This window comes from Stappia sp., assembly GCF_040110915.1.
Lineage (GTDB): Bacteria > Pseudomonadota > Alphaproteobacteria > Rhizobiales > Stappiaceae > Stappia.
Genome location: NZ_CP157793.1, coordinates 4,328,045 through 4,347,544, shown reverse-complemented (window position 1 = coordinate 4,347,544; position 19,500 = coordinate 4,328,045). Strand labels below are relative to the sequence as shown.

Below are 19,500 nucleotides of genomic sequence, written 5' to 3'. Positions count from 1 at the left end.
TGCTTTGCGCGCCGGTGGTTTGACCGAACGGCGCGGGCAGGCCGGCCGATCCGGTTGCGGTCGGGGCGCGTAGTCCGGGCACAGTCCCTTGCCTCCCTCCCCGCCCCGCACACGAGACCGTCCCTCCCATGTCCGTCCGCACGCTTCTGCCCGTCTTCGCCGACCAGCTCACCGCGCGGCTCGCCTCGCTCAGGACGATGGACCCGGCACGCGACCGGGTCCTCATGGTCGAGGTCGCGGAGGAAACCGCCTATGTCCCCCATCACCGCAAGAAGATGGCGTTTCTGCTGTCCGCCATGCGCCACCATGCCGAGGCGCTGCGCGCGGCCGGCTGGCAGGTCGACTATGTGACGCTGGATGCTGCCGACAACGCCGGCTCCTTTTCCGGCGAGATCGCGCGCGCCGTCGCGCGTCTTTCCCCCGAGGCGATCCGCGTGACCGAGCCCGGCGAATGGCGCGTGCTGAAGATGATCGAGGACTGGGAAAACGCCTTCGGCGTGCCGGTCGAGATCTGCGCCGACGACCGCTTCCTGTGCACGCACGCCGGCTTCGCCGACTGGGCCAGGGGCCGCAAGCAACTGCGCATGGAGTATTTCTATCGCGAGATGCGGCGCGCGACCGGGCTCCTGATGGACGGCGACCAGCCGGTCGGCGGCAAGTGGAACTATGACGCCGAAAACCGCAAACCGGCGCGCGGCGATCTCTTCATGCCGCGCCCGGCCGCCTTCGACCCCGATGCCACCACACGGGCCGTGATCGACATGATCGCGCAGCACTTCCCCAACCGCTTCGGCGATCTCGAGCCCTTCTGGTTCGCGGTGACGTGCGATCAGGCGAAAGAGGCACGCGCCCGCTTCATCGAGGAGGCGCTGCCGCGCTTCGGCGACTATCAGGATGCCATGGTGACGGGCGAGCGGTTCCTCTACCACTCCATCCTGTCGCTCTACCTCAATTGCGGCCTGCTCGATCCGCTGGAGACCTGCCAGATGGTGGAGCGCGCCTATCACGACGGGCACGCGCCGCTGAACGCGGTGGAGGGCTTCATCCGCCAGATCATCGGCTGGCGGGAATACGTGCGCGGCATCTACTGGCTGAAGATGCCGGACTACGCGCAGGAAAACGCGCTGGAGGCGACGCGCGACCTCCCCGGTTTCTACTGGAGCGCGGAGACGCGCATGGCCTGCGTGCGCGAGGCGGTGACTCAGACGCGGGAGGAGGCTTACGCCCATCATATCCAGCGGCTGATGGTCACCGGCACCTTCGCGCTGCTGGCCGGTGTGCGGCCGCAGGCGCTGCACGAATGGTATCTGGCCGTCTACGCGGACGCCTATGAATGGGTGGAACTGCCGAACACGCTCGGCATGAGCCAGTTCGCCGACGGGGGGCTGCTTGCCTCCAAGCCCTATGCGGCGAGCGGCAACTACATCAACAAGATGTCGGACTATTGCGGCGGCTGCGCCTACGACGTGAAGGACAAGACCGGCGAGACCGCCTGTCCGTTCAATCCGCTCTACTGGGATTTTCTGGAGCGCAACCGCGACCGGCTGAAGGGCAATCCGCGCCTCGCCCAGCCCTATCGCACCTGGGAGCGCATGACCGACGACACGCGCGCGGCCTATCGCGCGGCCGCCAAGCGGGTCAAGGCCGCGCTGGACGCCGGCGACCTCTAGGGTCGAGCGGAACAGGACGCAAGACGATCAGAGCGCAAGACGATCAAGTCGCGGGCACCCCGAGGCCCGGCGCAGGCACGGCATCGCGCGCCGCGAATCGCAGGTCCAGACCACCCCCCAAAACGCGAAAAGCCCCCGGCCGGGCCGAGGGCAAATTCGCCGCAATCCCAAGCGCGCAAGGGATCCTTGCGCGAAAAGGCTTACTTGGGACGCTTGGAGCCGTAGAGCGAACGGCGCTTCTTGCGGTCCTTCACGCCCTGCGTGTCGAGCACGCCGCGGATGACGCGATAGCGCACGCCCGGAAGGTCGTTCGGGCCGCCGCCGCGCACGAGCACCACCGAGTGCTCCTGCAGGTTGTGGCCTTCGCCCGGAATGTAAGCGGTGACTTCGTTGCCGTTCGTCATGCGCACGCGGGCCACCTTACGCAGAGCCGAGTTCGGCTTGCGCGGCGTCGTGGTGTACACGCGGGTGCACACGGCGCGCTTCTGCGGGTTTCCACCCAGCGACGGGGTCTTGGACTTCTTGACGGTCGGCTTACGGTTCTGACGAACCAACTGATTGATTGTCGGCATCTTCGCTTGCGGCTTTTATTGGAGAAAGGTCTTGGGCGCTCCGTATAGGGGGAGCGCCCGGCTTTGTCAAAGGAAGAATCCGGATCGCACCGGGGTTTCTGGCCGGACCGGCACGCTCAGACGTCGAGATTGGCGACGGACAGCGCGTTGTCCTGGATGAAGGTGCGACGCGGATCCACGTCGTCGCCCATCAGCTTGGTGAAGATGTCGTCGGCGGCATCCGCCTCGCGCACCTTCACCTGCAGCAGGGAGCGGGCGTTCGGGTCGAGCGTGGTCTCCCACAGCTGTTCGGCGTTCATCTCGCCCAGGCCCTTGTAGCGCTGCATGGAAATGCCCTTGCGGCCCTGCGCGAAGACGGCCGCCAGCAGCGCGCGCGGCCCGCGGATCGCGGTCTCGTTGCCCTTGCGCGCCAGGGTCGCCGCCTTGACGTAGATCTCCTGCAGATGCTTCGTGCGTGCATCGAGCTTGCGCGCGTCGGCGGAATCGAGAAGCGCGGCGTCGATGGTGGCCACCTCCTTCACGCCGCGCACGGTGCGTTCGAACACCAGGTCGCCGCTCTCGCGCACCTCGCCCGTCCAGCCGCGCTCGTATTCCTCGGCCAGGATGTCGAGCCGGCGCGCGATATAGGCCGCGGCCTCGCGCGCGCGCTCCGGATCGGCATGCACATCGGCGCTGAGGGCGCCGGCGATGGCCGCCTGCTCCACCACGTCGCGGTCGTAGCGCGAATGCAGCCCATCGAGGATATGGGCCACGGTGCGCGCCGTCTCCACCACGTCGCGCAGATCCTTGCCCGAGCGCACCTCGCCGTCGGCGAGCGTCAGCGTCGTGTCCTCAAGGCCCGTGTCGATCAGATAGGTCTCGAGCGCCTCCTCGTCCTTCAGATACTGCTCCGACTGGCCGCGCTTGACCTTATAGAGCGGCGGCTGCGCGATATAGACGTAACCCTGCTCGATCAGATCCGGCATCTGACGGAAGAAGAAGGTGAGAAGCAGCGTGCGGATGTGGGCGCCGTCGACGTCGGCGTCCGTCATGATGATGATCTTGTGGTAGCGCAGCTTCTCGATGTTGAACTCCTCCTTGCCGATCCCGGTGCCGAGCGCCGTGATCAGCGTGCCGATCTCGTTGGAGGACAACATCTTGTCGAAGCGGGCGCGCTCCACGTTGAGGATCTTGCCGCGAAGCGGCAGGATCGCCTGGTTCTCGCGGCTGCGGCCCTGCTTGGCGGAACCGCCGGCCGAGTCGCCCTCAACGAGGAACAGTTCGGCCTTGGCCGGGTCGCGTTCCTGACAGTCGGCGAGCTTGCCCGGCAGCGAGGCGACATCCAGCGCGCCCTTGCGCCGGGTCAGCTCGCGCGCCTTGCGCGCCGCCTCGCGGGCGCTCGCCGCCTCCACGATCTTGGAAACGAGCGTCTTCGCCGGCGCCGGGTTTTCCTCCAGCCAGGTGGACAGCGCGGCGTTGATGGCGTTTTCCACCACCGGGCGCACCTCGGAGGAGACCAGCTTGTCCTTGGTCTGGGACGAGAACTTCGGGTCCGGCACCTTCACCGACAGGACGCAGGTCAGCCCCTCGCGGCAGTCGTCGCCGGTGAGCGAGACCTTTTCCTTCTTCAGGAGGCCGGACTGGTCAGCGTAGCCGGTCATCTGGCGCGTCAGCGCCGCGCGGAAGCCCGCCAGATGCGTGCCGCCGTCGCGCTGCGGGATGTTGTTGGTGAAGCACAGCACCTGCTCGTGGTAGCTGTCGTTCCACCACAGCGCGGCCTCGACGGTGATGCCGTCGCGCTCGGAGCGCATGACGATGGGCGCCTCGACGAGGGGATGCTTGGCCCGGTCGAGATAGCGCACGAAGGCCTCCAGACCGCCCTCGTAGTAGAGTTCCACCGCGACGTCCTCGACGCCGCGCTTGTCGGTCAGCAGGATGCGCACGCCGGAATTGAGGAAGGCGAGTTCGCGCAGCCGGTGCTCCAGCGTGGCGAAATCGAACTCGGTCCGGGTGAAGGTCTCCGTCGACGGCAGGAAGGTGACCTCGGTGCCCTTCTGACCGTCCGCCTCGCCCGTCACAGTGAGCGGGGACACCGCGTCGCCATGCTCGAAGCGCATCTCGTGGCGCTTGCCGTTGCGCCAGATCCTGAGCTCCAGCCAGGACGACAGCGCGTTCACCACCGAGACGCCGACGCCGTGCAGGCCGCCCGACACCTTGTAGGAGTTCTGGTCGAACTTCCCGCCGGCATGCAGCTGGGTCATGATGACCTCGGCCGCCGACACGCCTTCCTCCGGATGGAGGTCGGTCGGAATGCCGCGCCCGTTGTCGGTCACCGTGACCGAACCGTCGGCGTTGAGCGTCACCGTCACCCGGTCGGCATGACCGGCCAGCGCCTCGTCGATGGCGTTGTCGACCACCTCATAGACCATGTGGTGCAGGCCGGAGCCGTCGTCGGTGTCGCCGATGTACATGCCCGGACGCTTGCGCACCGCATCCAGGCCCTTCAGGACCTTGATGGAATCCGCGCCGTATTCCGCGCCGCTGTCGGGGGCGCCCTCGGGCATGGTCGGGTCCGGCTCGCCGGTCGTCGGTGTATCGCTCATTCGAATCAGTTGCTCGCTCGATATCGTGAAGCCAAGGTTATACGGGCTCGCGGGCGCCGTTCAACCGACCGGAACGCAAGGGGAAGCTCCGGCGCGCGCCGGCCGTGCTCCCGCACGGCGGAGCGGACGGACCGCCTCCGCGCGCACCGGATTTCTTCCATTCAGCTCAAGGCGTTGCCCCGCTCGTGCGGTGCCGCGTCATCAACGGGTGGCAACGGCCACCGCCGCCCCGGCAATGAGGGACCCGGCACTCCTGTTGAGAAGCCGGACCGCGCGCGGCGTCGAGATCAGGCGCCGGGCGCGCTCGGCGAGCACGCAGTAGCCGCCGAGAACACCCCCCAGAACGGTGAGCGCCACCAGGCTGAGCTCGAGATAGCCCAGCACCGTGACGGTCTCCAGCGCAATGATGTTGGGCAGGAGCGCCAGATAGAAGACCATCGTCTTCGGGTTTCCCAGGGTGACGGCCAGCCCGCCCAGCATCAGGCCGACGCGCTGTTCGCTCGCCGGCTGGTCGAGGCCCGCCAGACCGGCATCGGCCGGGGCGGTCCACATCTTCCACGCCAGATAGACCAGATAGGCCGCACCCGCATATTTGACGATCATGAACACCATGGCGAAGCTCTTGGCCAGCACCGCCAGCCCGGCGACGGCAAAGCCGAGCCAGATCACGTCGCCGAGCGCCACGCCCAGACAGAAGGCGACCGCGCCCTGACGGCCGCGCGCCAGCACGCGGGCGACGATCGCCGCGATGCCCGGACCGGGAATGACGGCGGCCACGAAAAGCGCGGCCGCGAAAATGGCGAGAGCCGAGATATCCATGTCGGAGAGCCTTGAAGAGATCACGTGTCGTTATAGACCGAAACCGCGCCGTTTGCGACCGCCATCAGGCGGCTTTCGGCCGGCAGGTCGACGAAAAGCTGCGGGTCGGTGCCGGTCATCAGCACCTGCAGGCCGAGATCGGCGAGACGCGTGAACAGCGCCCGGCGCCGGCCGGGGTCGAGATGGGCGGCCACCTCGTCGAGCAGCAGCACCGGGGTCATGCCGGCGGTCGCCGCCGTCACCTCCGCATGGGCGAGCACCAGGCCGATGAGAAGCGCCTTCTGCTCTCCGGTCGAGGCCAGCGCGGCCGGCATGTCCTTGGCCACGTGGCGCACCGCGAGATCGGAGCGATGCGGCCCCTCCAGCGTGCGCCCCGCCGCCCGGTCGCGCCCGCGCCCCGCCGCCAGCGCCGCAAGATAGCGGTCTTCCAGATCGCAGGCCGGGAGCGCCGCCGCCTCGTCCTCGAAGGCGCCGGTGAGGGCCACGTCGGCGCGCGGAAACGGCAGGCCGAGACCGGCCTGCAGGGCGATGCGGTCGACCAGCAGCGCCACCGTCTCGCGCCGGGCCAGCGACACGGCAACCGCAAGCGGCGCCAGCTGCGCCTCGACCGCGTCGAGATAGGCCGGCCCGCCGCCCTGGTCGAGCAGGCGGTTGCGCGCCCTGAGCGCCTTTTCCAGATCCGCCACCCGACGACCGTGGCCGGGATCGACCGCGAGCACCAGCCGGTCGAGAAAGCGCCGCCGGTCGCCGGCGGGCCCGGTGAAGAGACCGTCCATGGAGGGCAGCAGCCACAGCACGCGCAGATAGTCGAGCAATTGGTCGGAGGTGCGCGCGTCCGCCCCGTCGATGCGGATGCGGCGTCCCGGCTCGCCCGGCGTGTGGCCGACTCCGATGCGGGTCTCCTCGGCCACGCCCGAGACCCTTGCGGCCACGCTCCAGGGCGCGGCACTGCCCTTGAGACCGATCTCGTCGAGCGGCGCGCGGCGCAGGCCCCGCCCGGCGGTCAACAGCGACACGGCTTCCAGCAGATTGGTCTTGCCCGCGCCGTTCTCGCCGACGAAGGCGATCAGCTGCCCGTCGAGCGCGATGGTGAGCTGCGCATAATTGCGGAAATTGGTCAGGCTGAGGCTGCGCAGGGCAACCCGCACCGGCTCGCCCATGTCCCGGCCACCGTCCTGGTGTTGGTCTGGCCCGTCCGCGGTCACACCCGCATCGGCATCAGCACATAAAGCGCATCGTCCGCGCCCTTGTCCTGGATCAGGGTCGGCGCGCCGGCATCGGCGAAATGAAAGGCCGCCGTGTCGCTCTTGAGCTGCCCCGTGATCTCCAGCAGGTAGCGGGAGTTGAAGCCGATCTCCAGCGGATCGGACTCATAGTCGACCGCCAGTTCCTCGGTGGCCGATCCGGAATCCGGATTGACCACGGTGAGCACCATGCGCCCCTCGGAGATCGCCAGCTTCACCGCCCGTCCGCGCTCCGAGGAGATCGTCGACACGCGGTCGACCGCCGCCTTGAACTCGTCGCGGTCGACAAGGAGTTCCTTGTCGTTGTTCTGCGGGATCACCCGACCATAGTCGGGGAAGGTGCCGTCGATCAGCTTCGACGTCAGAACCACCGCGCCCGTGGTGATGCGGATCTTGGTCTCCGAGATCTCGACGCGGGCTTCCGCCTCCGGGTCTTCCAGCAGCTTCTGGATCTCGCCGACGGTCTTGCGCGGCACGATGATGCCGGGCATGCCGCTGGCGCCCTGGGGCGCCGCGATCTCGGCGCGCGCCAGCCGGTGCCCGTCGGTCGCCACGCCGCGGAAGCGCTCGCCCGCGTCGGTCGCCACCGTGTGCATGTAGATGCCGTTGAGATAATAGCGCGTCTCCTCGGTGGAGATCGCGAATTGCGTCGCGTCGATCACCTTGCGCATGTCGCGCGCGCTCAAGGTGAAGCCATGCGTGAAGTCGCCCGCCGTGATGTCGGGGAAGTCGGACTCGGGCAGCATCTGCAGCGCGAACCGCGAGCGCCCGGCGCGCAGCTCCAGCGTCGCGTTGTCGCCGGAGGTCTCCAGCACCACCTGCGCCCCGTCGGGCAGCTTGCGCACGATGTCGTAGATCATATGCGCCGGCACGGTGGTCGCGCCGGGCTGTTCCACATGCGCGGGAATGCGCTCGGAGATCTCCAGATCGAGATCGGTCGCCTTGAGCGCCAGCTCCCCGTCCTCGCAGCGCAACAGCACGTTGGACAGGATGGGAATGGTGTTGCGGCGTTCGACGACACGATGAACGTGGGTCAAGGACTTCAGAAGATCGGTCCGCTCGAGAGTCACCTTCATTGTGTCGTCCACTTCCTTGTGTCGTCCACTGTCAAATGCGTTGGCACCGGGAGGCCGTTTTCGCGAGGAAGAAGCCGCGACGGCAAAATGGGCGTCGACACTGCCCTTTCGCGCTGCGAAATGCAAGGGCAAGCGGCCCGAAACGCCCCGTCATCCGCAGAAAACCGCCACTCCCGGCTCGGGCGCGGCGGTTTTGTCCAGCTTTCGGGAAAGGCGGAGCCGGAGAGGCGACCCAACGGCCCCGCCGGAGCGCTTTTCGTGTCGCGATCAGGCGTCGAGCATGCGCTTCAGCAGATCGATCTCCTGCGCAAGGCCCGCGTCGTTGCGGGTCAGGTCCTCGATCTTGCGGACCGCGTGCAGCACGGTGGTGTGATCGCGGTTACCGAAGCGCCGGCCGATCTCCGGCAGCGAGCGCGGCGTCATCATCTTGGCCAGATACATCGCGATCTGGCGCGGGCGCACGATGGTGCGCGTGCGCCGCGCCGACAGGAGGTCGGCCTTCGACACGCTGTAGTGCTTGGACACCACGCGCTGGATGTCCTCGATCTTGACCCGGCGCGGCTCCGTGTTGCGCACCAGATCGCGCAGCGTCGCCTCCGCCATCTCCTGCGTGACCGGCTGCCCGGTCAGCTGGTTGTGGGCGATCAGCCGGTTGAGCGCGCCCTCCAGGTCGCGCCCCGAGGTGCCGACGTTGCGCGCCACATAGTCGAGCACGCTTTCGGGCACCGAAAAGCCCGGGTGGCTGCGACGCACGGTGTCCACCCGGTTGGTCAGGATCGCGCGGCGCAGACCGTAGTCCGGCTCGGAGATCGCCACCACAAGCCCGCCGGCGAGCCGCGAGCGCATGCGGTCGTCGAGCGTCTCCAGATCCGACGGCGGACGGTCGGCCGCCACCACGACCTGGCGCGCGCCGTCGATCAGCGCGTTGAGGGTATGGCAGAATTCCTGCTGCACCTGCTTGCCGTGCAGGAACTGCATGTCATCTATGAGGAGCAGGTCTATCGTGCGAAGAGTGTCCTTAAAGGCAAGTGCGGACTGGGCTTTCAGGGCCGCGACGAAGCGGTACATAAAATGTTCCGCTGTCAGGTAGAGCACTTTTCGCCCCGCTGCCTTGGCCTCGCTGGCGATCGCCTGCATCAGGTGCGTCTTGCCGAGACCGACAGACGCGTGGACATAGAGCGGATTGAAGGTCACCGAGGTGGCCGTGGAGATCTGGCGGGCGGCGGCAAGCGCCAGCGCATTGGACTCGCCCTCCACGAAGGAGGCGAAGGTGTATTTGGGATCGAGCGCCGCGCCCTCGAGCCCGCCCTCGCCGCCGGAGGCCCGCGTCTGGGTCGGGGCGGCGGCGGGCGCGGAGGGCGCCGCGACACGCGCCTTGTCGGCCACGTTGATCGCGTCGGCCCCGCTTGCAAGGGTCGGCTTCGGCCGCTGCGCCGGCGCCGTGCGCGGACGCACCGCGCCGCGCACCGTCAGCTCGATGCGATGCACATCCTCGCATTCGCGCTTCCACAGCCCCATCAACCGCTCGCGGTAATGCGACTGGATCCACTGCTTGAGGAAGCGGGTCGGCACGGACAGACGCACCGTCCCGTCGGCATGATCCTCCAGATCGACACGCGCGAACCAACTGGTGAACACGTCCTCGCCGAGCTCGGCGCGAAGCCGCTTCTTGACGCGCGCCCAGTTCTCCGCACCGACGCTCTCGGATGCCGGAAGTTCCTGCAAGCTCATTGTGATCGCCTCCAAAGCCAACGGGCATGTCCGCCGCCGCAGAACCCGTCGTTTTGTTGTCCTCGGCCGTTTCGGCCGTTTATCGCCGCTTGCGCGGCGGGTTTGTCGGGCGGGCTTCGGCGCCCGCCGCCTTGTCGCTCACCGGACGGCCCCTGCACGGCGGGGCCACGCGTCCGGGTCAAGGTGATCGGCTCCCCGCTGCGGGAAGCGCGCAAGCGTCCATGACCGCCGGAAAGCCGGCCGGCCGTGTCGACGCGAGGAAGTGAGTGATCCTGGCAGAGTGATGCACGGACGCGCCGCGCCCGCACCCGATCGGGCCGGGACTTAAACGAGACGTCGCTTCCGCCTGACCAGATCCGGAGCGGCACAGAAAGTCCATTGTGCTGTCATCGTCAAGCCCCTCTTTTCATTGGCTGGCATGCGCGCGAAGCGGACATGCCGATCTTGCTTTTTGCCGACATCGCCCGCAGCCGGGCACATCGGTCGTTTAAGCCGGACATCCCCGCGATCGGAGCATGCCGACGTCTTCATTCCTGTCCGCACCGCGTGCGGCCTCATGCCGCTTCGGCCCCGGATCTTGTCAGCCTCTCGGGCCTCGAACGATCTTTCCGGCCCCTCAGGCCGCGGACGCGTCCGGAGCCCGCGAGCCCCCTGGCCTCGCATCCCGCCGGCCGTCCGTTGCGACCGCGCCACCCGCAATCCGCGCGGCGACCGCAATCCCCCGCGGCCTTGCGCTGACGCACGAAAACCCGCTCCTGCCGAATATTTCCGGCAGGCGACAAAGGAACTCACGGGGTCTGATTATGTTACCTGGCGAGTACAGATACGCTCTAATTCCGCCTGAGGCAGAATAAGCCCGAGCCCAACTCTGGCAGAGCATTGAGACGGCATGATGTTGCTTTTAGGCAAAAGTATACCATCGCTCTTCCTGAGGCCCTCACGACTTAACTTGTTCGATTTACCCGGGGCGACCGCCCGATAGACACAACATACACAGCCAAAATCGGCCCCGCAACAGCGCCGGGCGCCATTTCGGGCGTGCAGCGCAAGCAGCCTGCGACAGGCCGTCGCCTTATCCGGCGGGGGAAGGTTTGGAAGGCTTTTTGAGTCAAAGCGTTTTCCGGATGGCGCGCGGACAAACACCCGTTTTGCTGTGCACGAAAAAAAAATCTGCCCGCTCAATCTTGACTCGCGACAAACGCCGTCCGCCAGTCGCCCGACACTCCAACACCCAGATAAGTATCTGTTCTTTATGGATATATTCTGCCATCGGGCCGACGGATGCAGCCCGACGATTCGCAGCCGGAGGTTAGACGGATAGGGCGAACCCAACCGTGTGACGGCAAAAGAAAAACCCGACCAAAAGGCCGGGTTCCAAACCTCGTATGGGCTGTGGGATCAGGCGCCGAGCGCCTTGACCCGCGAGTTCAGCCGGGAAATCTTGCGCGCCGCCATATTGCTATGGAAGACGCCCTTGCTGACCGCCCGCATGAGCTCGGGCTGGGCCGCCTTGAGCGCCTCGTTGGCCGACGCCTGGTCGCCGGAAGCGATCGCCTCCTCGACCTTGCGCAGGAACGAGCGCACCCGGGTACGGCGGGCCTTGTTGGTGGCCGTGCGGCGCTGGATCTTGCGTGCCGCCTTCTTGGCCGAAGGGGTGTTCGCCATGGTGTGTCCTGATGCGTTACGTGAACAATCGGTCTCGTCGCGATCGAGGCGTTACAAACCACCCCGGTCAAACGAAAGCGGCGGCGGAACGGGCCGCCACCGGTCGACCGCGCTTATAGTCGGCGCCAACGCGCGCGTCAATGCGAAAGTGGCACCGACGCGCAACGTCGCGCAGACATCACCGGTTCTTGAACTGCGGCGCCCGCTTCTCGACGAAGGCCGACATGCCCTCGCTCTGGTCCTCGGTGGCGAACATGGAGTGGAACACGCGCCGCTCGAAGCGCACGCCCTCGGCGAGCGTCGTCTCATAGGCGCGGTTGACGCTTTCCTTGGTCATCATCGCGATCGGCAGCGAGAAGTCGGCGATCTTCTCCGCCACCCGGATGGCCTCGTCGACCAGTTCGTCCGCCGGCACGACGCGGCTCACCAGTCCGGACCGCTCCGCCTCGGCGGCGTCCATCATCCGGCCGGTCAGGCACATTTCCATGGCCTTGGACTTGCCGACGAAGCGGGTCAGGCGCTGGGTGCCGCCGGCGCCGGGCATCACGCCAAGCTGGATTTCGGGCTGGCCGAACTTGGCGTTGTCGGCGGCCAGGATGAAGTCGCACATCATCGCCAGTTCGCAGCCGCCGCCGAGCGCATAGCCCGCCACCGCGGCGATGATCGGCTTGCGGAAGCGCGAGACCTCGTCCCAGGAGGTGATGAAATCCTTGGTATAGGCCTCGACATAGGACAGCGAGCTCATTTCCTTGATGTCGGCGCCGGCCGCGAAGGCCTTTTCCGATCCGGTGAGCACCACGCAGCCGATCTTGTCGTCGCTCTGGAATTGCGCCAGCGCGCTGTTGAGCTCGCCGATCAGCTCCGAATTCAGCGCATTGAGAGCCTTCGGACGGTTCAGCGTCACCAGCGCCACGCGGCCGCGCTTCTCAACCTGAATATTCTCGTATCCCATGGGACCTCCCAAGTGTGCGCGGCGCCGGAAAGGCGCGCCGCCTTACGCCGCAAAGGGGTAGCCGATGCCCGCCGCGCTCGCAACCGCACAATCGCGGCGCGAAGATGCCGGGCTCTGCCCGCCTAGCGTTGGCAGCGCGGGCAATGGAACGTGGAGCGCCCGGACTGGACCAGCCGCCGCACGGTGCCGCCGCAGCCGGGCGTGCGACAGGGCTCGCCCTCGCGGCCGTAGACCTGGAACGTGTGCTGGAAATAGCCGAGCTGGCCGTCCGCCTGGCGGTGGTCGCGCAGGGTCGAGCCGCCGGCGGCGATCGCCGCGTCGATCACCTCGCGGATCGCGACCGCCAGCCGCTCGGCCCGCACGCCCGCGCGACCCGCCTTGGTGGCCACCGTCCCGGCGGCGCGCTGCGGGGAAAGCCTCGCGCGAAAGAGCGCCTCGCAGACATAGATGTTGCCAAGGCCGGCGACGATCCGCTGGTCGAGCAGCGCCGCCTTGAGCGGCGTCGCCTTGCCGGCCAGCAGATGCGCCAGCGTCTCTGCGTCCAGCGCATTGCCCACCGGCTCCAGCCCCAACCCCGCGAAGAACGGATGGCTTTCCAGTTCGGCGCGCGGGACCAGCGTCATGAAGCCGAAGCGGCGCGGATCGTTGTAGACGATGCGCAGTCCCGCCTGATCGGCCCGCTCCAGATGAAAGATCACGTGGTCGTGCTTGCGGTCTTCCGAACGGGCATAATGAAAGGCACCCGGAACGGTCTGCGTCGCCGCCTGTTCGATGCGGAACGCGCCGGACATGCCCAGATGCATCACGAGCACGGTGCCGTCGTCGAGATCGGCCAGCAGGTATTTCGCCCGCCGGCCCAGCGAGACCACGCGCCGGCCCGTCACCCGCTCGCGAAAGCCGGGCGGGAAGGGAAAGCGCAGATCCGCGCGCGCCAGGGTCACCTCGGCGATCCGCGCGCCCTCCAGGACCGGCTGCAGGCCCCGGCGGACCGTCTCGACCTCGGGCAATTCGGGCATGCGCGCATCTCCTTCCCCGCACCCGGCCTCGCCCGGGTGCTGCGTCTGCTGCATACAACACACCCGGGCGCGGTCAATCCCCGCGAACCGCCGCCGCGCCGATTGCCGCAGGCGTGCACACCGCATCCAAGGCCCCGTGACCTCTTGCGGAAAATGCGCTAAGGCAAACCTTCGACAGGCGCCCATCCCGGCGCCGGCAATCCCGGCGGGAGACGAACATGGCGGCCAGCCCCGACAGGAACGACACGCGCGCGCACGGGCCGGACATGGCCACGAGCTTCGGCTTTCAGACGGTGGCGCAGGGTGAGAAGCAGCCGCTGGTCAACGACGTCTTTCACCAGGTGGCCAGCCGCTACGATCTGATGAACGACCTGATGTCCGGCGGCCTCCACCGGCTGTGGAAGGACGCGATGGTCTCCGCGCTTGCGCCCCCGCGCAAGGATCGCCGCGCGTTCAGGGTGCTCGATGTGGCCGGGGGCACCGGCGACATCGCCACGCGCATCCTGGAGCGCGGCGGAGCGGGCACGCAGGCCATCGTCTGCGACATCAACGGCTCCATGCTCTCCGTCGGCCGCGAGCGCGCCGCCCGGGCCGGCCTGTCCGACCGGCTGCGCTTCGTGGAAGGCAACGCAGAGGATTTGCCCTTCGCCGACAATGAGTTCGACGCCTATACGATCGCCTTCGGCATCCGCAACGTGCCCGACATCGCCAGGGCGCTGCGCGAGGCGCGCCGGGTGGTGAAGCGCGGCGGCCGCTTCCTGTGCCTGGAATTCTCCCAGGTCGACGTGGCCGGTCTCGACCGGGTCTACGATGCCTTTTCCTTCAACCTGATCCCGACCATGGGCCGTCTCGTCACCGGCGACGGCGAGCCCTATCGCTACCTCGTAGAATCGATCCGCAAGTTCCCGCATCAGGAGCGCTTCGCGCAGATGATCCGCGACGCGGGCTTTTCGCGCGTCACCTATCGCAATTTCTCCGGCGGCATCGCCTGCCTGCACTCGGGCTGGGTGGTCTGAAACGCCGATGCCCGTCGCCGCCCTCTTTCGCCTGGCCCGCGCCGGCTTCGTCATGGCCCGCGAGGGCGTGTTCGGGATCGTGGATGTGCCCGATCTGCCGCCGGCCCAGCGACTGGCGCTCGCCGCCGTGCGCCTGCTCGAACGCCGCTCGGCGCGCGACAAGGCCGCCCGGACCCGGCTGTCGGACGCGCTGACCCGGCTCGGCCCCTCCTATGTGAAGCTCGGCCAGTTCCTCGCCACCCGGCCCGACGTGGTGGGCCGCGAGATCGCGACCGATCTCACCGCGCTGCAGGACCAGATCCCGCCCTTCCCGATCGAGGAGGCGCGCGCCGTCGTCGAGGCGCAGCTGGGACGCCCGGTCGAGGACATCTTCGTCACCTTCGATCTGCCCGTCGCCGCCGCCTCCATCGCCCAGGTGCATCCGGCGGAAATCCGCGAGGAGGACGGCTCCCTGCGCAAGGTCGCGGTCAAGGTGCTGCGGCCCGGCGTCGCCGAGCGGTTTCGCCGCGATCTCAAGAGCTACTATCTGATCGCCAGGCTGATCGAGCGATTTCACCCGCCCTCCCGGCGCCTGCGCCCGCTCGCCGTGGTCGACACGCTGGCGCGCTCCGTGGAACTGGAGATGGATTTCCGCCTCGAGGCCGCGGCCCTGTCGGAAATGGGCGAGAACACCGCCGACGATCCGGGGTTCCGCGTACCGGCGGTCGACTGGCCGCGCACGGCGAAATGCGTGCTGACCATGGAGTGGATCTCGGGTCGCAAGCTCAACGATCTCGAGGGACTTGCGGCCGACGGCCACGATCTGCCGGCGGTCGGGGCGACCGTCATCCAGTCCTTCCTGCGCCACGCGGTGCGCGACGGCTTCTTTCATGCCGACATGCACCAGGGCAACATGTTCCTGGAGCCGGACGGCACGCTGGTCGCGGTCGATTTCGGCATCACCGGGCGGCTCGGGCGCACCGAACGCCGGTTCCTCGCCGAGATCCTGTTCGGCTTCATCACGCGCGACTATCACCGCGTGGCCGAGGTGCATTTCGAGGCGGGCTACGTCCCGGCCGATCAGGACGTCGACGTTTTCGCGCAAGCCATTCGCGCCATCGGCGAGCCGATCCACGGGCAGGACGCGTCGGAGATTTCCATGGCCCGGCTGCTGACGCAGCTTCTCGAGGTCACCGAGCTCTTCAACATGCGCACCCAGCCGCAGCTCATCATGCTGCAGAAGACCATGGTCGTGGTCGAGGGCGTGGCGCGCACGCTCAATCCGCATCTCGACATGTGGCGCACCGCCGAACCGGTCGTGCGCGGCTGGATCGAGCGCAATCTCGGCCCCGGCGCCCGGCTGCAGGACGCGGCCGGCGGTCTCTCGGCGCTCGGCAAGCTTGCCGCCGACCTGCCGCTGCTCGCCGACCGGGCGCAGCGGCTGTCGCATGAGGTCGAGCGGATGGCCGAGAAGGGCCTGCGCTTCGACGCGGAGACGGCCGAGGCCATCGGCCGCGCCGAGGCCCGGCACAGCCGCTCCGGCCGATACGCCCTGTGGGCGATCGCCGCCCTGCTCGCGATCGCCATTCTGGGCTGATCCCGGTTCGGGCCGGTTCCTATTCCGAGACCCGGCGCAGGGTGAGATTGATCCGCCCGTCGTCCTTCACCAGGGTGGAACTCCCGGGGATCGTGCGATCCACGCCGTGATAGGCGAGCCGGGCGTCGCCCCCCAGCACGACCACATCCCCCGACGCGAGACGGAAGCTGCGCGTTGGTGCCTTTCGCGCGGGTCCGCCGAGGCGAAACACCGCCGTCGCTCCCAGCGAGATCGACAGCACCGGCACATCGAAACGGGCTTCATCGCGATCCTGATGCAGCCCCATGCGGGCGCCCGACGCGTAGAAATTGATGAGGCAGGCTTCCGGCTCCGGCGCGCCGGGACAGAGGTCGCGCCACGCGCTCAGCACGCGCGCCGGCATCGCCGGCCAGGGACGCTCCGTCACCGGGTGGGTCGGCTGATAACGGTAGCCGGCGCGATCCGCCACCCAGCCGAGCGGCCCGCAGTTCGACATGCGCACCGAGAATGCCTTGCCGGTGCGTGGCATCGCCGGCGTGAACAGCGGGGCCTCGGCGACGACGGCGCGGATGTCGGTCAGCAGCGCCTCTTGCGCGGCGCGGTCGAAATAGCCGGAAAGAAGGCGAAACCCATCGGGCATCGCGGGTCTTGGCCGGGAGGCGGCGGGCCGGGTCATGTCCGCACGATGCTTGCAGACAGGGGCGGAAGGCAAGCCCCTCCGCAGGTCTCGGGACCCTGCGCACAAATGAAAACCGCCCGAGAGGACCCGGGCGGTTTCGCAGAAATCGTCAAGGGCCGCGCGGGAGGCGCGACGCGGATCAATGCGTGGCCAGCGCCGCCTCGACGTCGCGCAGCTGCTGGAGAAGCGACGCCGCCCTGTCGCGGGTCGCCTCGTCCTTCGCATCGGCGAGATCCTCTTCCGCCTCGCGGATCTGGCGGGCGATCTCGTCCGCCTTGAGGTCGGCCATCGGCACGGCCTGCTCGGCGAGAACCGTCAGCCCCTTGGGGCCGGCCTCGGCGAAACCGCCGCGCACGAAATAGGCCTCGTCCGAGCCCGACGGCCGCGACACGGTCAGAACGCCGGGCCGCAGGGTCGACATCATCGGAGCGTGGCCGGCCATGATACCGAATTCGCCCTCGATGCCCGGAACGACGACCTGGGTCGCCTCTTCCGACAGAAGAAGCCGCTCGGGCGAGACGAGTTCGAACTGGAAAGCTTCGGCCATGTCGTGCCTCGGTCCTTCGATGGGTTACGCGGCTTCCGCGGCGAGCTTCTGGGCCTTTTCGACCGCCTCTTCGATGGAGCCGACCATGTAGAAGGCCGCTTCCGGAAGATGGTCGTACTCGCCGTCGACGAGCCCCTTGAAGCCTTTGATCGTGTCCTCGAGCGCCACGAGCTTGCCCGGCGAGCCGGTGAAGACCTCGGCCACGAAGAACGGCTGCGACAGGAAGCGCTCGATCTTGCGGGCGCGGGCCACCGTCAGCTTGTCCTCTTCGGAGAGCTCGTCCATGCCCAGGATGGCGATGATGTCCTGCAGCGCCTTGTAGCGCTGCAGCGTCGCCTGCACGGCACGGGCCACTTCATAGTGCTCTTCGCCGATGATGCGCGGGTCGAGCATGCGCGAGGTGGAGTCGAGCGGGTCCACGGCCGGATAGATGCCCTTTTCCGCGATCGAGCGGTTCAACACGGTCGTCGCGTCGAGGTGGGCGAAGGTCGAGGCCGGCGCCGGGTCGGTCAGGTCGTCGGCAGGCACATAGACGGCCTGCACCGAGGTGATCGACCCCTTGGTCGTGGTGGTGATGCGCTCCTGCATGGCGCCCATGTCGGTGCCGAGCGTCGGCTGATAGCCCACCGCGGAAGGGATACGGCCGAGCAGCGCCGACACTTCCGACCCCGCCTGGGTGAAGCGGAAGATGTTGTCGACGAAGAAGAGCACGTCCTGGCCCTTGTCGCGGAAGTCCTCGGCGATCGTCAGGCCGGTCAGCGCCACGCGGGCACGCGCCCCCGGGGGCTCGTTCATCTGACCGTAGACGAGCGCGGCCTTGGAGCCCTCGCCGCCGCCTTCCTTGTTCACGCCGGACTCGACCATTTCCCAGTAAAGGTCGTTGCCCTCACGGGTGCGCTCGCCGACGCCGGCGAACACCGAGTAACCGCCGTGCGCCTTGGCGACGTTGTTGATCAGCTCCATGATCAGAACGGTCTTGCCGACGCCGGCGCCGCCGAACAGGCCGATCTTGCCGCCCTTGGCGTAGGGCGCCAGCAGGTCGACGACCTTGATGCCCGTGACCAGGATCTCGGCTTCCGTCGACTGCTCGACGAAGGCCGGCGCTTCCTGGTGAATGGCGCGCTTGCTCTCGTGCGGGATGTCGCCCGCCTCGTCGACCGGCTCGCCGATGACGTTCATGATGCGCCCGAGCGTGCCGTCGCCCACCGGAACCGCGATCGGCTCGCCGGTGTCCGTCACCTCCTGGCCGCGCACGAGACCCTCGGTCGCGTCCATGGCGATGGTGCGCACGGTGTTCTCGCCGAGGTGCTGCGCGACCTCGAGCACGAGACGGGCCCCGTTGTTGTCCGTCTCAAGGGCGTTCAGAATCGCCGGCAGATGATCGTCGAACTGAACGTCGACGACGGCGCCGATGACCTGCGTGATCCGTCCGACTGTCTTGTCAGCCATAATTGATATCCTCGTCTCGATCCGGTCAGAGCGCTTCGGCGCCCGAAATGATTTCGATCAGCTCCTTGGTGATCTGAGCCTGACGCTGGCGGTTGTAGCTCAGCGTCAGCTTGTCGATCATGTCACCGGCGTTGCGCGTCGCATTGTCCATCGCGCTCATGCGCGCCCCCTGCTCGGAAGCGGCATTTTCCAGCAGACCGCGGAAGATCTGCACGGAAATGTTGCGCGGCAGGAGCTCGGCGAGGATTTCGGCCTCGTCCGGCTCGTATTCGTAAACGGCCTCGCTGCGCGTGCCCGCGGCGGCATCCTCGTCGAAGCTCGCCGGGATGAGCTGCTGCGCGGTCGGCACCTGGCTGATGACCGACTGGAACCGGGCATAGAACAGCGTGCAGACGTCGAAGTCGCCGGCCTCGAACATGTCGCGGACCAGGGCGCCGACCTCGTCGGCGTTTTCGAAGCCGATCCGCTTCACATCGCGGAACTCGATCGTCTTGACGATGTGCTGACCGAGGTCGCGCTTCAGCGAATCGAAGCCCTTCTTGCCGACGCAGACGATCTTCACCGTCTTGCCGGCGGCGATCAGGCTGCGGGCCCGCTCGCGCGCCAACTTGGCGATCGAGGAATTGAAGCCGCCGCACAGCCCGCGTTCGGCGGTGGCGACGACGAGCAGATGCACGTCGTCCTTGCCGGTGCCGGCGAGAAGACGCGGCGCGTCGTCCCGCCCCTCGAAGGCGGTGGCGAGGTTGGCCAGCACGGCTTCCATGCGCTCCGCATAGGGCCGTGCCGCTTCCGCGGCCTCCTGAGCGCGACGCAGTTTCGCCGCGGCCACCATCTGCATGGCCTTGGTGATCTTCTGCGTCGCCTTAACGGAGGCGATCCGGTTTCTTAAGTCCTTCAGGCTCGGCATGGCCGCCCCTTGTCCTGGAT

The 19,500-nt window shown here is 67.7% G+C and carries 16 protein-coding genes; 3 read left to right on the top strand and 13 right to left on the bottom strand.

All coding sequences use genetic code 11. The features are described 5' to 3' along the window. The first annotated feature begins 128 nt into the window (after positions 1 to 128). Positions 129 to 1,670, top strand: coding sequence for a cryptochrome/photolyase family protein (locus ABL312_RS19470; protein ID WP_349359054.1), 1,542 nt, complete (start codon positions 129 to 131; stop codon positions 1,668 to 1,670). A 200-nt stretch (positions 1,671 to 1,870) separates the two neighbouring features. Here the strand turns inward: ABL312_RS19470 and rpsL are convergent, their stop codons facing one another. The 9 genes from rpsL to mutM form a co-directional block, all read right to left on the bottom strand. Continuing rightward, positions 1,871 to 2,242 carry a 30S ribosomal protein S12 gene (rpsL, locus tag ABL312_RS19465; protein WP_349359053.1) on the bottom strand — a complete coding sequence of 124 codons (372 nt, stop codon included), beginning with the start codon at positions 2,240 to 2,242 and terminating at the stop codon, positions 1,871 to 1,873. A 116-nt stretch (positions 2,243 to 2,358) separates the two neighbouring features. Next, positions 2,359 to 4,824: a DNA topoisomerase (ATP-hydrolyzing) subunit B gene (gyrB, locus tag ABL312_RS19460; RefSeq protein WP_374730155.1), complete on the bottom strand. Its 2,466-nt coding sequence runs from the start codon at positions 4,822 to 4,824 to the stop codon at positions 2,359 to 2,361. A 201-nt stretch (positions 4,825 to 5,025) separates the two neighbouring features. After that, positions 5,026 to 5,643 carry a LysE family translocator gene (locus ABL312_RS19455; protein ID WP_349359052.1) on the bottom strand — a complete coding sequence of 206 codons (618 nt, stop codon included), beginning with the start codon at positions 5,641 to 5,643 and terminating at the stop codon, positions 5,026 to 5,028. 20 nt (positions 5,644 to 5,663) lie between these two features. Next, a complete protein-coding gene (recF, locus tag ABL312_RS19450; protein WP_349359051.1) occupies positions 5,664 to 6,803 on the bottom strand; it encodes a DNA replication/repair protein RecF in 1,140 nt (379 codons plus the stop codon). A gap of 41 nt (positions 6,804 to 6,844) precedes the next feature. Then, entirely contained in the window at positions 6,845 to 7,963 is a 1,119-nt protein-coding gene (gene dnaN, locus ABL312_RS19445; protein WP_349359050.1) for a DNA polymerase III subunit beta, read from the bottom strand. A 267-nt stretch (positions 7,964 to 8,230) separates the two neighbouring features. Continuing rightward, the gene (gene dnaA / locus ABL312_RS19440) at positions 8,231 to 9,694 is read right to left on the bottom strand and encodes a chromosomal replication initiator protein DnaA (RefSeq protein WP_349359049.1); all 1,464 of its coding nucleotides are present in this window, start codon (positions 9,692 to 9,694) and stop codon (positions 8,231 to 8,233) included. Positions 9,695 to 11,092: 1,398 nt separating this feature from the next. Continuing rightward, a complete protein-coding gene (rpsT, locus tag ABL312_RS19435) occupies positions 11,093 to 11,359 on the bottom strand; it encodes a 30S ribosomal protein S20 (RefSeq protein WP_349359048.1) in 267 nt (88 codons plus the stop codon). Between the two features lie 178 nt (positions 11,360 to 11,537). Next, entirely contained in the window at positions 11,538 to 12,311 is a 774-nt protein-coding gene (locus ABL312_RS19430; RefSeq protein WP_349359047.1) for an enoyl-CoA hydratase, read from the bottom strand. 122 nt (positions 12,312 to 12,433) lie between these two features. Further along, positions 12,434 to 13,327: a bifunctional DNA-formamidopyrimidine glycosylase/DNA-(apurinic or apyrimidinic site) lyase gene (gene mutM, locus ABL312_RS19425; RefSeq protein WP_349359046.1), complete on the bottom strand. Its 894-nt coding sequence runs from the start codon at positions 13,325 to 13,327 to the stop codon at positions 12,434 to 12,436. Between the two features lie 218 nt (positions 13,328 to 13,545). On the opposite strand from mutM, the gene ubiE reads away from it, so the two are divergent. Beyond that, entirely contained in the window at positions 13,546 to 14,343 is a 798-nt protein-coding gene (gene ubiE, locus ABL312_RS19420) for a bifunctional demethylmenaquinone methyltransferase/2-methoxy-6-polyprenyl-1,4-benzoquinol methylase UbiE (protein ID WP_349359045.1), read from the top strand. A 7-nt stretch (positions 14,344 to 14,350) separates the two neighbouring features. After that, on the top strand, positions 14,351 to 15,919 hold the full coding sequence (gene ubiB, locus ABL312_RS19415; protein WP_349359044.1) for a 2-polyprenylphenol 6-hydroxylase: 1,569 nt from the start codon (positions 14,351 to 14,353) through the stop codon (positions 15,917 to 15,919). 19 nt (positions 15,920 to 15,938) lie between these two features. Here ubiB and ABL312_RS19410 read toward each other — a convergent pair whose 3' ends face one another. From ABL312_RS19410 to ABL312_RS19395, 4 genes are all read right to left on the bottom strand, one after another. Then, a complete protein-coding gene (locus tag ABL312_RS19410; RefSeq protein WP_349359043.1) occupies positions 15,939 to 16,538 on the bottom strand; it encodes an alpha-ketoglutarate-dependent dioxygenase AlkB in 600 nt (199 codons plus the stop codon). A 178-nt stretch (positions 16,539 to 16,716) separates the two neighbouring features. Further along, positions 16,717 to 17,124 carry a F0F1 ATP synthase subunit epsilon gene (locus tag ABL312_RS19405; protein WP_349359042.1) on the bottom strand — a complete coding sequence of 136 codons (408 nt, stop codon included), beginning with the start codon at positions 17,122 to 17,124 and terminating at the stop codon, positions 16,717 to 16,719. Between the two features lie 24 nt (positions 17,125 to 17,148). Then, complete coding sequence (gene atpD, locus ABL312_RS19400) at positions 17,149 to 18,573, bottom strand: F0F1 ATP synthase subunit beta (RefSeq protein WP_349359041.1); 1,425 nt, start codon at positions 18,571 to 18,573, stop codon at positions 17,149 to 17,151. 25 nt (positions 18,574 to 18,598) lie between these two features. Next, positions 18,599 to 19,480 (bottom strand): F0F1 ATP synthase subunit gamma, encoded by an 882-nt coding sequence (locus tag ABL312_RS19395; RefSeq protein ID WP_349359040.1) that lies wholly within the window; start codon positions 19,478 to 19,480, stop codon positions 18,599 to 18,601. Positions 19,481 to 19,500 lie beyond the last annotated feature (20 nt).

Excerpts from the sequence above, each read along its gene's own strand:
- ABL312_RS19470 (WP_349359054.1), top strand. The coding sequence starts at position 129 with ATGTCCGTCCGCACGCTTCTGCCCGTCTTCGCCGACCAGCTCACCGCG.
- rpsL (WP_349359053.1), bottom strand. The coding sequence starts at position 2,242 with ATGCCGACAATCAATCAGTTGGTTCGTCAGAACCGTAAGCCGACCGTC.
- gyrB (WP_374730155.1), bottom strand. The coding sequence starts at position 4,824 with ATGAGCGATACACCGACGACCGGCGAGCCGGACCCGACCATGCCCGAG.
- ABL312_RS19455 (WP_349359052.1), bottom strand. The coding sequence starts at position 5,643 with ATGGATATCTCGGCTCTCGCCATTTTCGCGGCCGCGCTTTTCGTGGCC.
- recF (WP_349359051.1), bottom strand. The coding sequence starts at position 6,803 with ATGGGCGAGCCGGTGCGGGTTGCCCTGCGCAGCCTCAGCCTGACCAAT.
- dnaN (WP_349359050.1), bottom strand. The coding sequence starts at position 7,963 with ATGAAGGTGACTCTCGAGCGGACCGATCTTCTGAAGTCCTTGACCCAC.
- dnaA (WP_349359049.1), bottom strand. The coding sequence starts at position 9,694 with ATGAGCTTGCAGGAACTTCCGGCATCCGAGAGCGTCGGTGCGGAGAAC.
- rpsT (WP_349359048.1), bottom strand. The coding sequence starts at position 11,359 with ATGGCGAACACCCCTTCGGCCAAGAAGGCGGCACGCAAGATCCAGCGC.
- ABL312_RS19430 (WP_349359047.1), bottom strand. The coding sequence starts at position 12,311 with ATGGGATACGAGAATATTCAGGTTGAGAAGCGCGGCCGCGTGGCGCTG.
- mutM (WP_349359046.1), bottom strand. The coding sequence starts at position 13,327 with ATGCCCGAATTGCCCGAGGTCGAGACGGTCCGCCGGGGCCTGCAGCCG.
- ubiE (WP_349359045.1), top strand. The coding sequence starts at position 13,546 with ATGGCGGCCAGCCCCGACAGGAACGACACGCGCGCGCACGGGCCGGAC.
- ubiB (WP_349359044.1), top strand. The coding sequence starts at position 14,351 with ATGCCCGTCGCCGCCCTCTTTCGCCTGGCCCGCGCCGGCTTCGTCATG.
- ABL312_RS19410 (WP_349359043.1), bottom strand. The coding sequence starts at position 16,538 with ATGCCCGATGGGTTTCGCCTTCTTTCCGGCTATTTCGACCGCGCCGCG.
- ABL312_RS19405 (WP_349359042.1), bottom strand. The coding sequence starts at position 17,124 with ATGGCCGAAGCTTTCCAGTTCGAACTCGTCTCGCCCGAGCGGCTTCTT.
- atpD (WP_349359041.1), bottom strand. The coding sequence starts at position 18,573 with ATGGCTGACAAGACAGTCGGACGGATCACGCAGGTCATCGGCGCCGTC.
- ABL312_RS19395 (WP_349359040.1), bottom strand. The coding sequence starts at position 19,480 with ATGCCGAGCCTGAAGGACTTAAGAAACCGGATCGCCTCCGTTAAGGCG.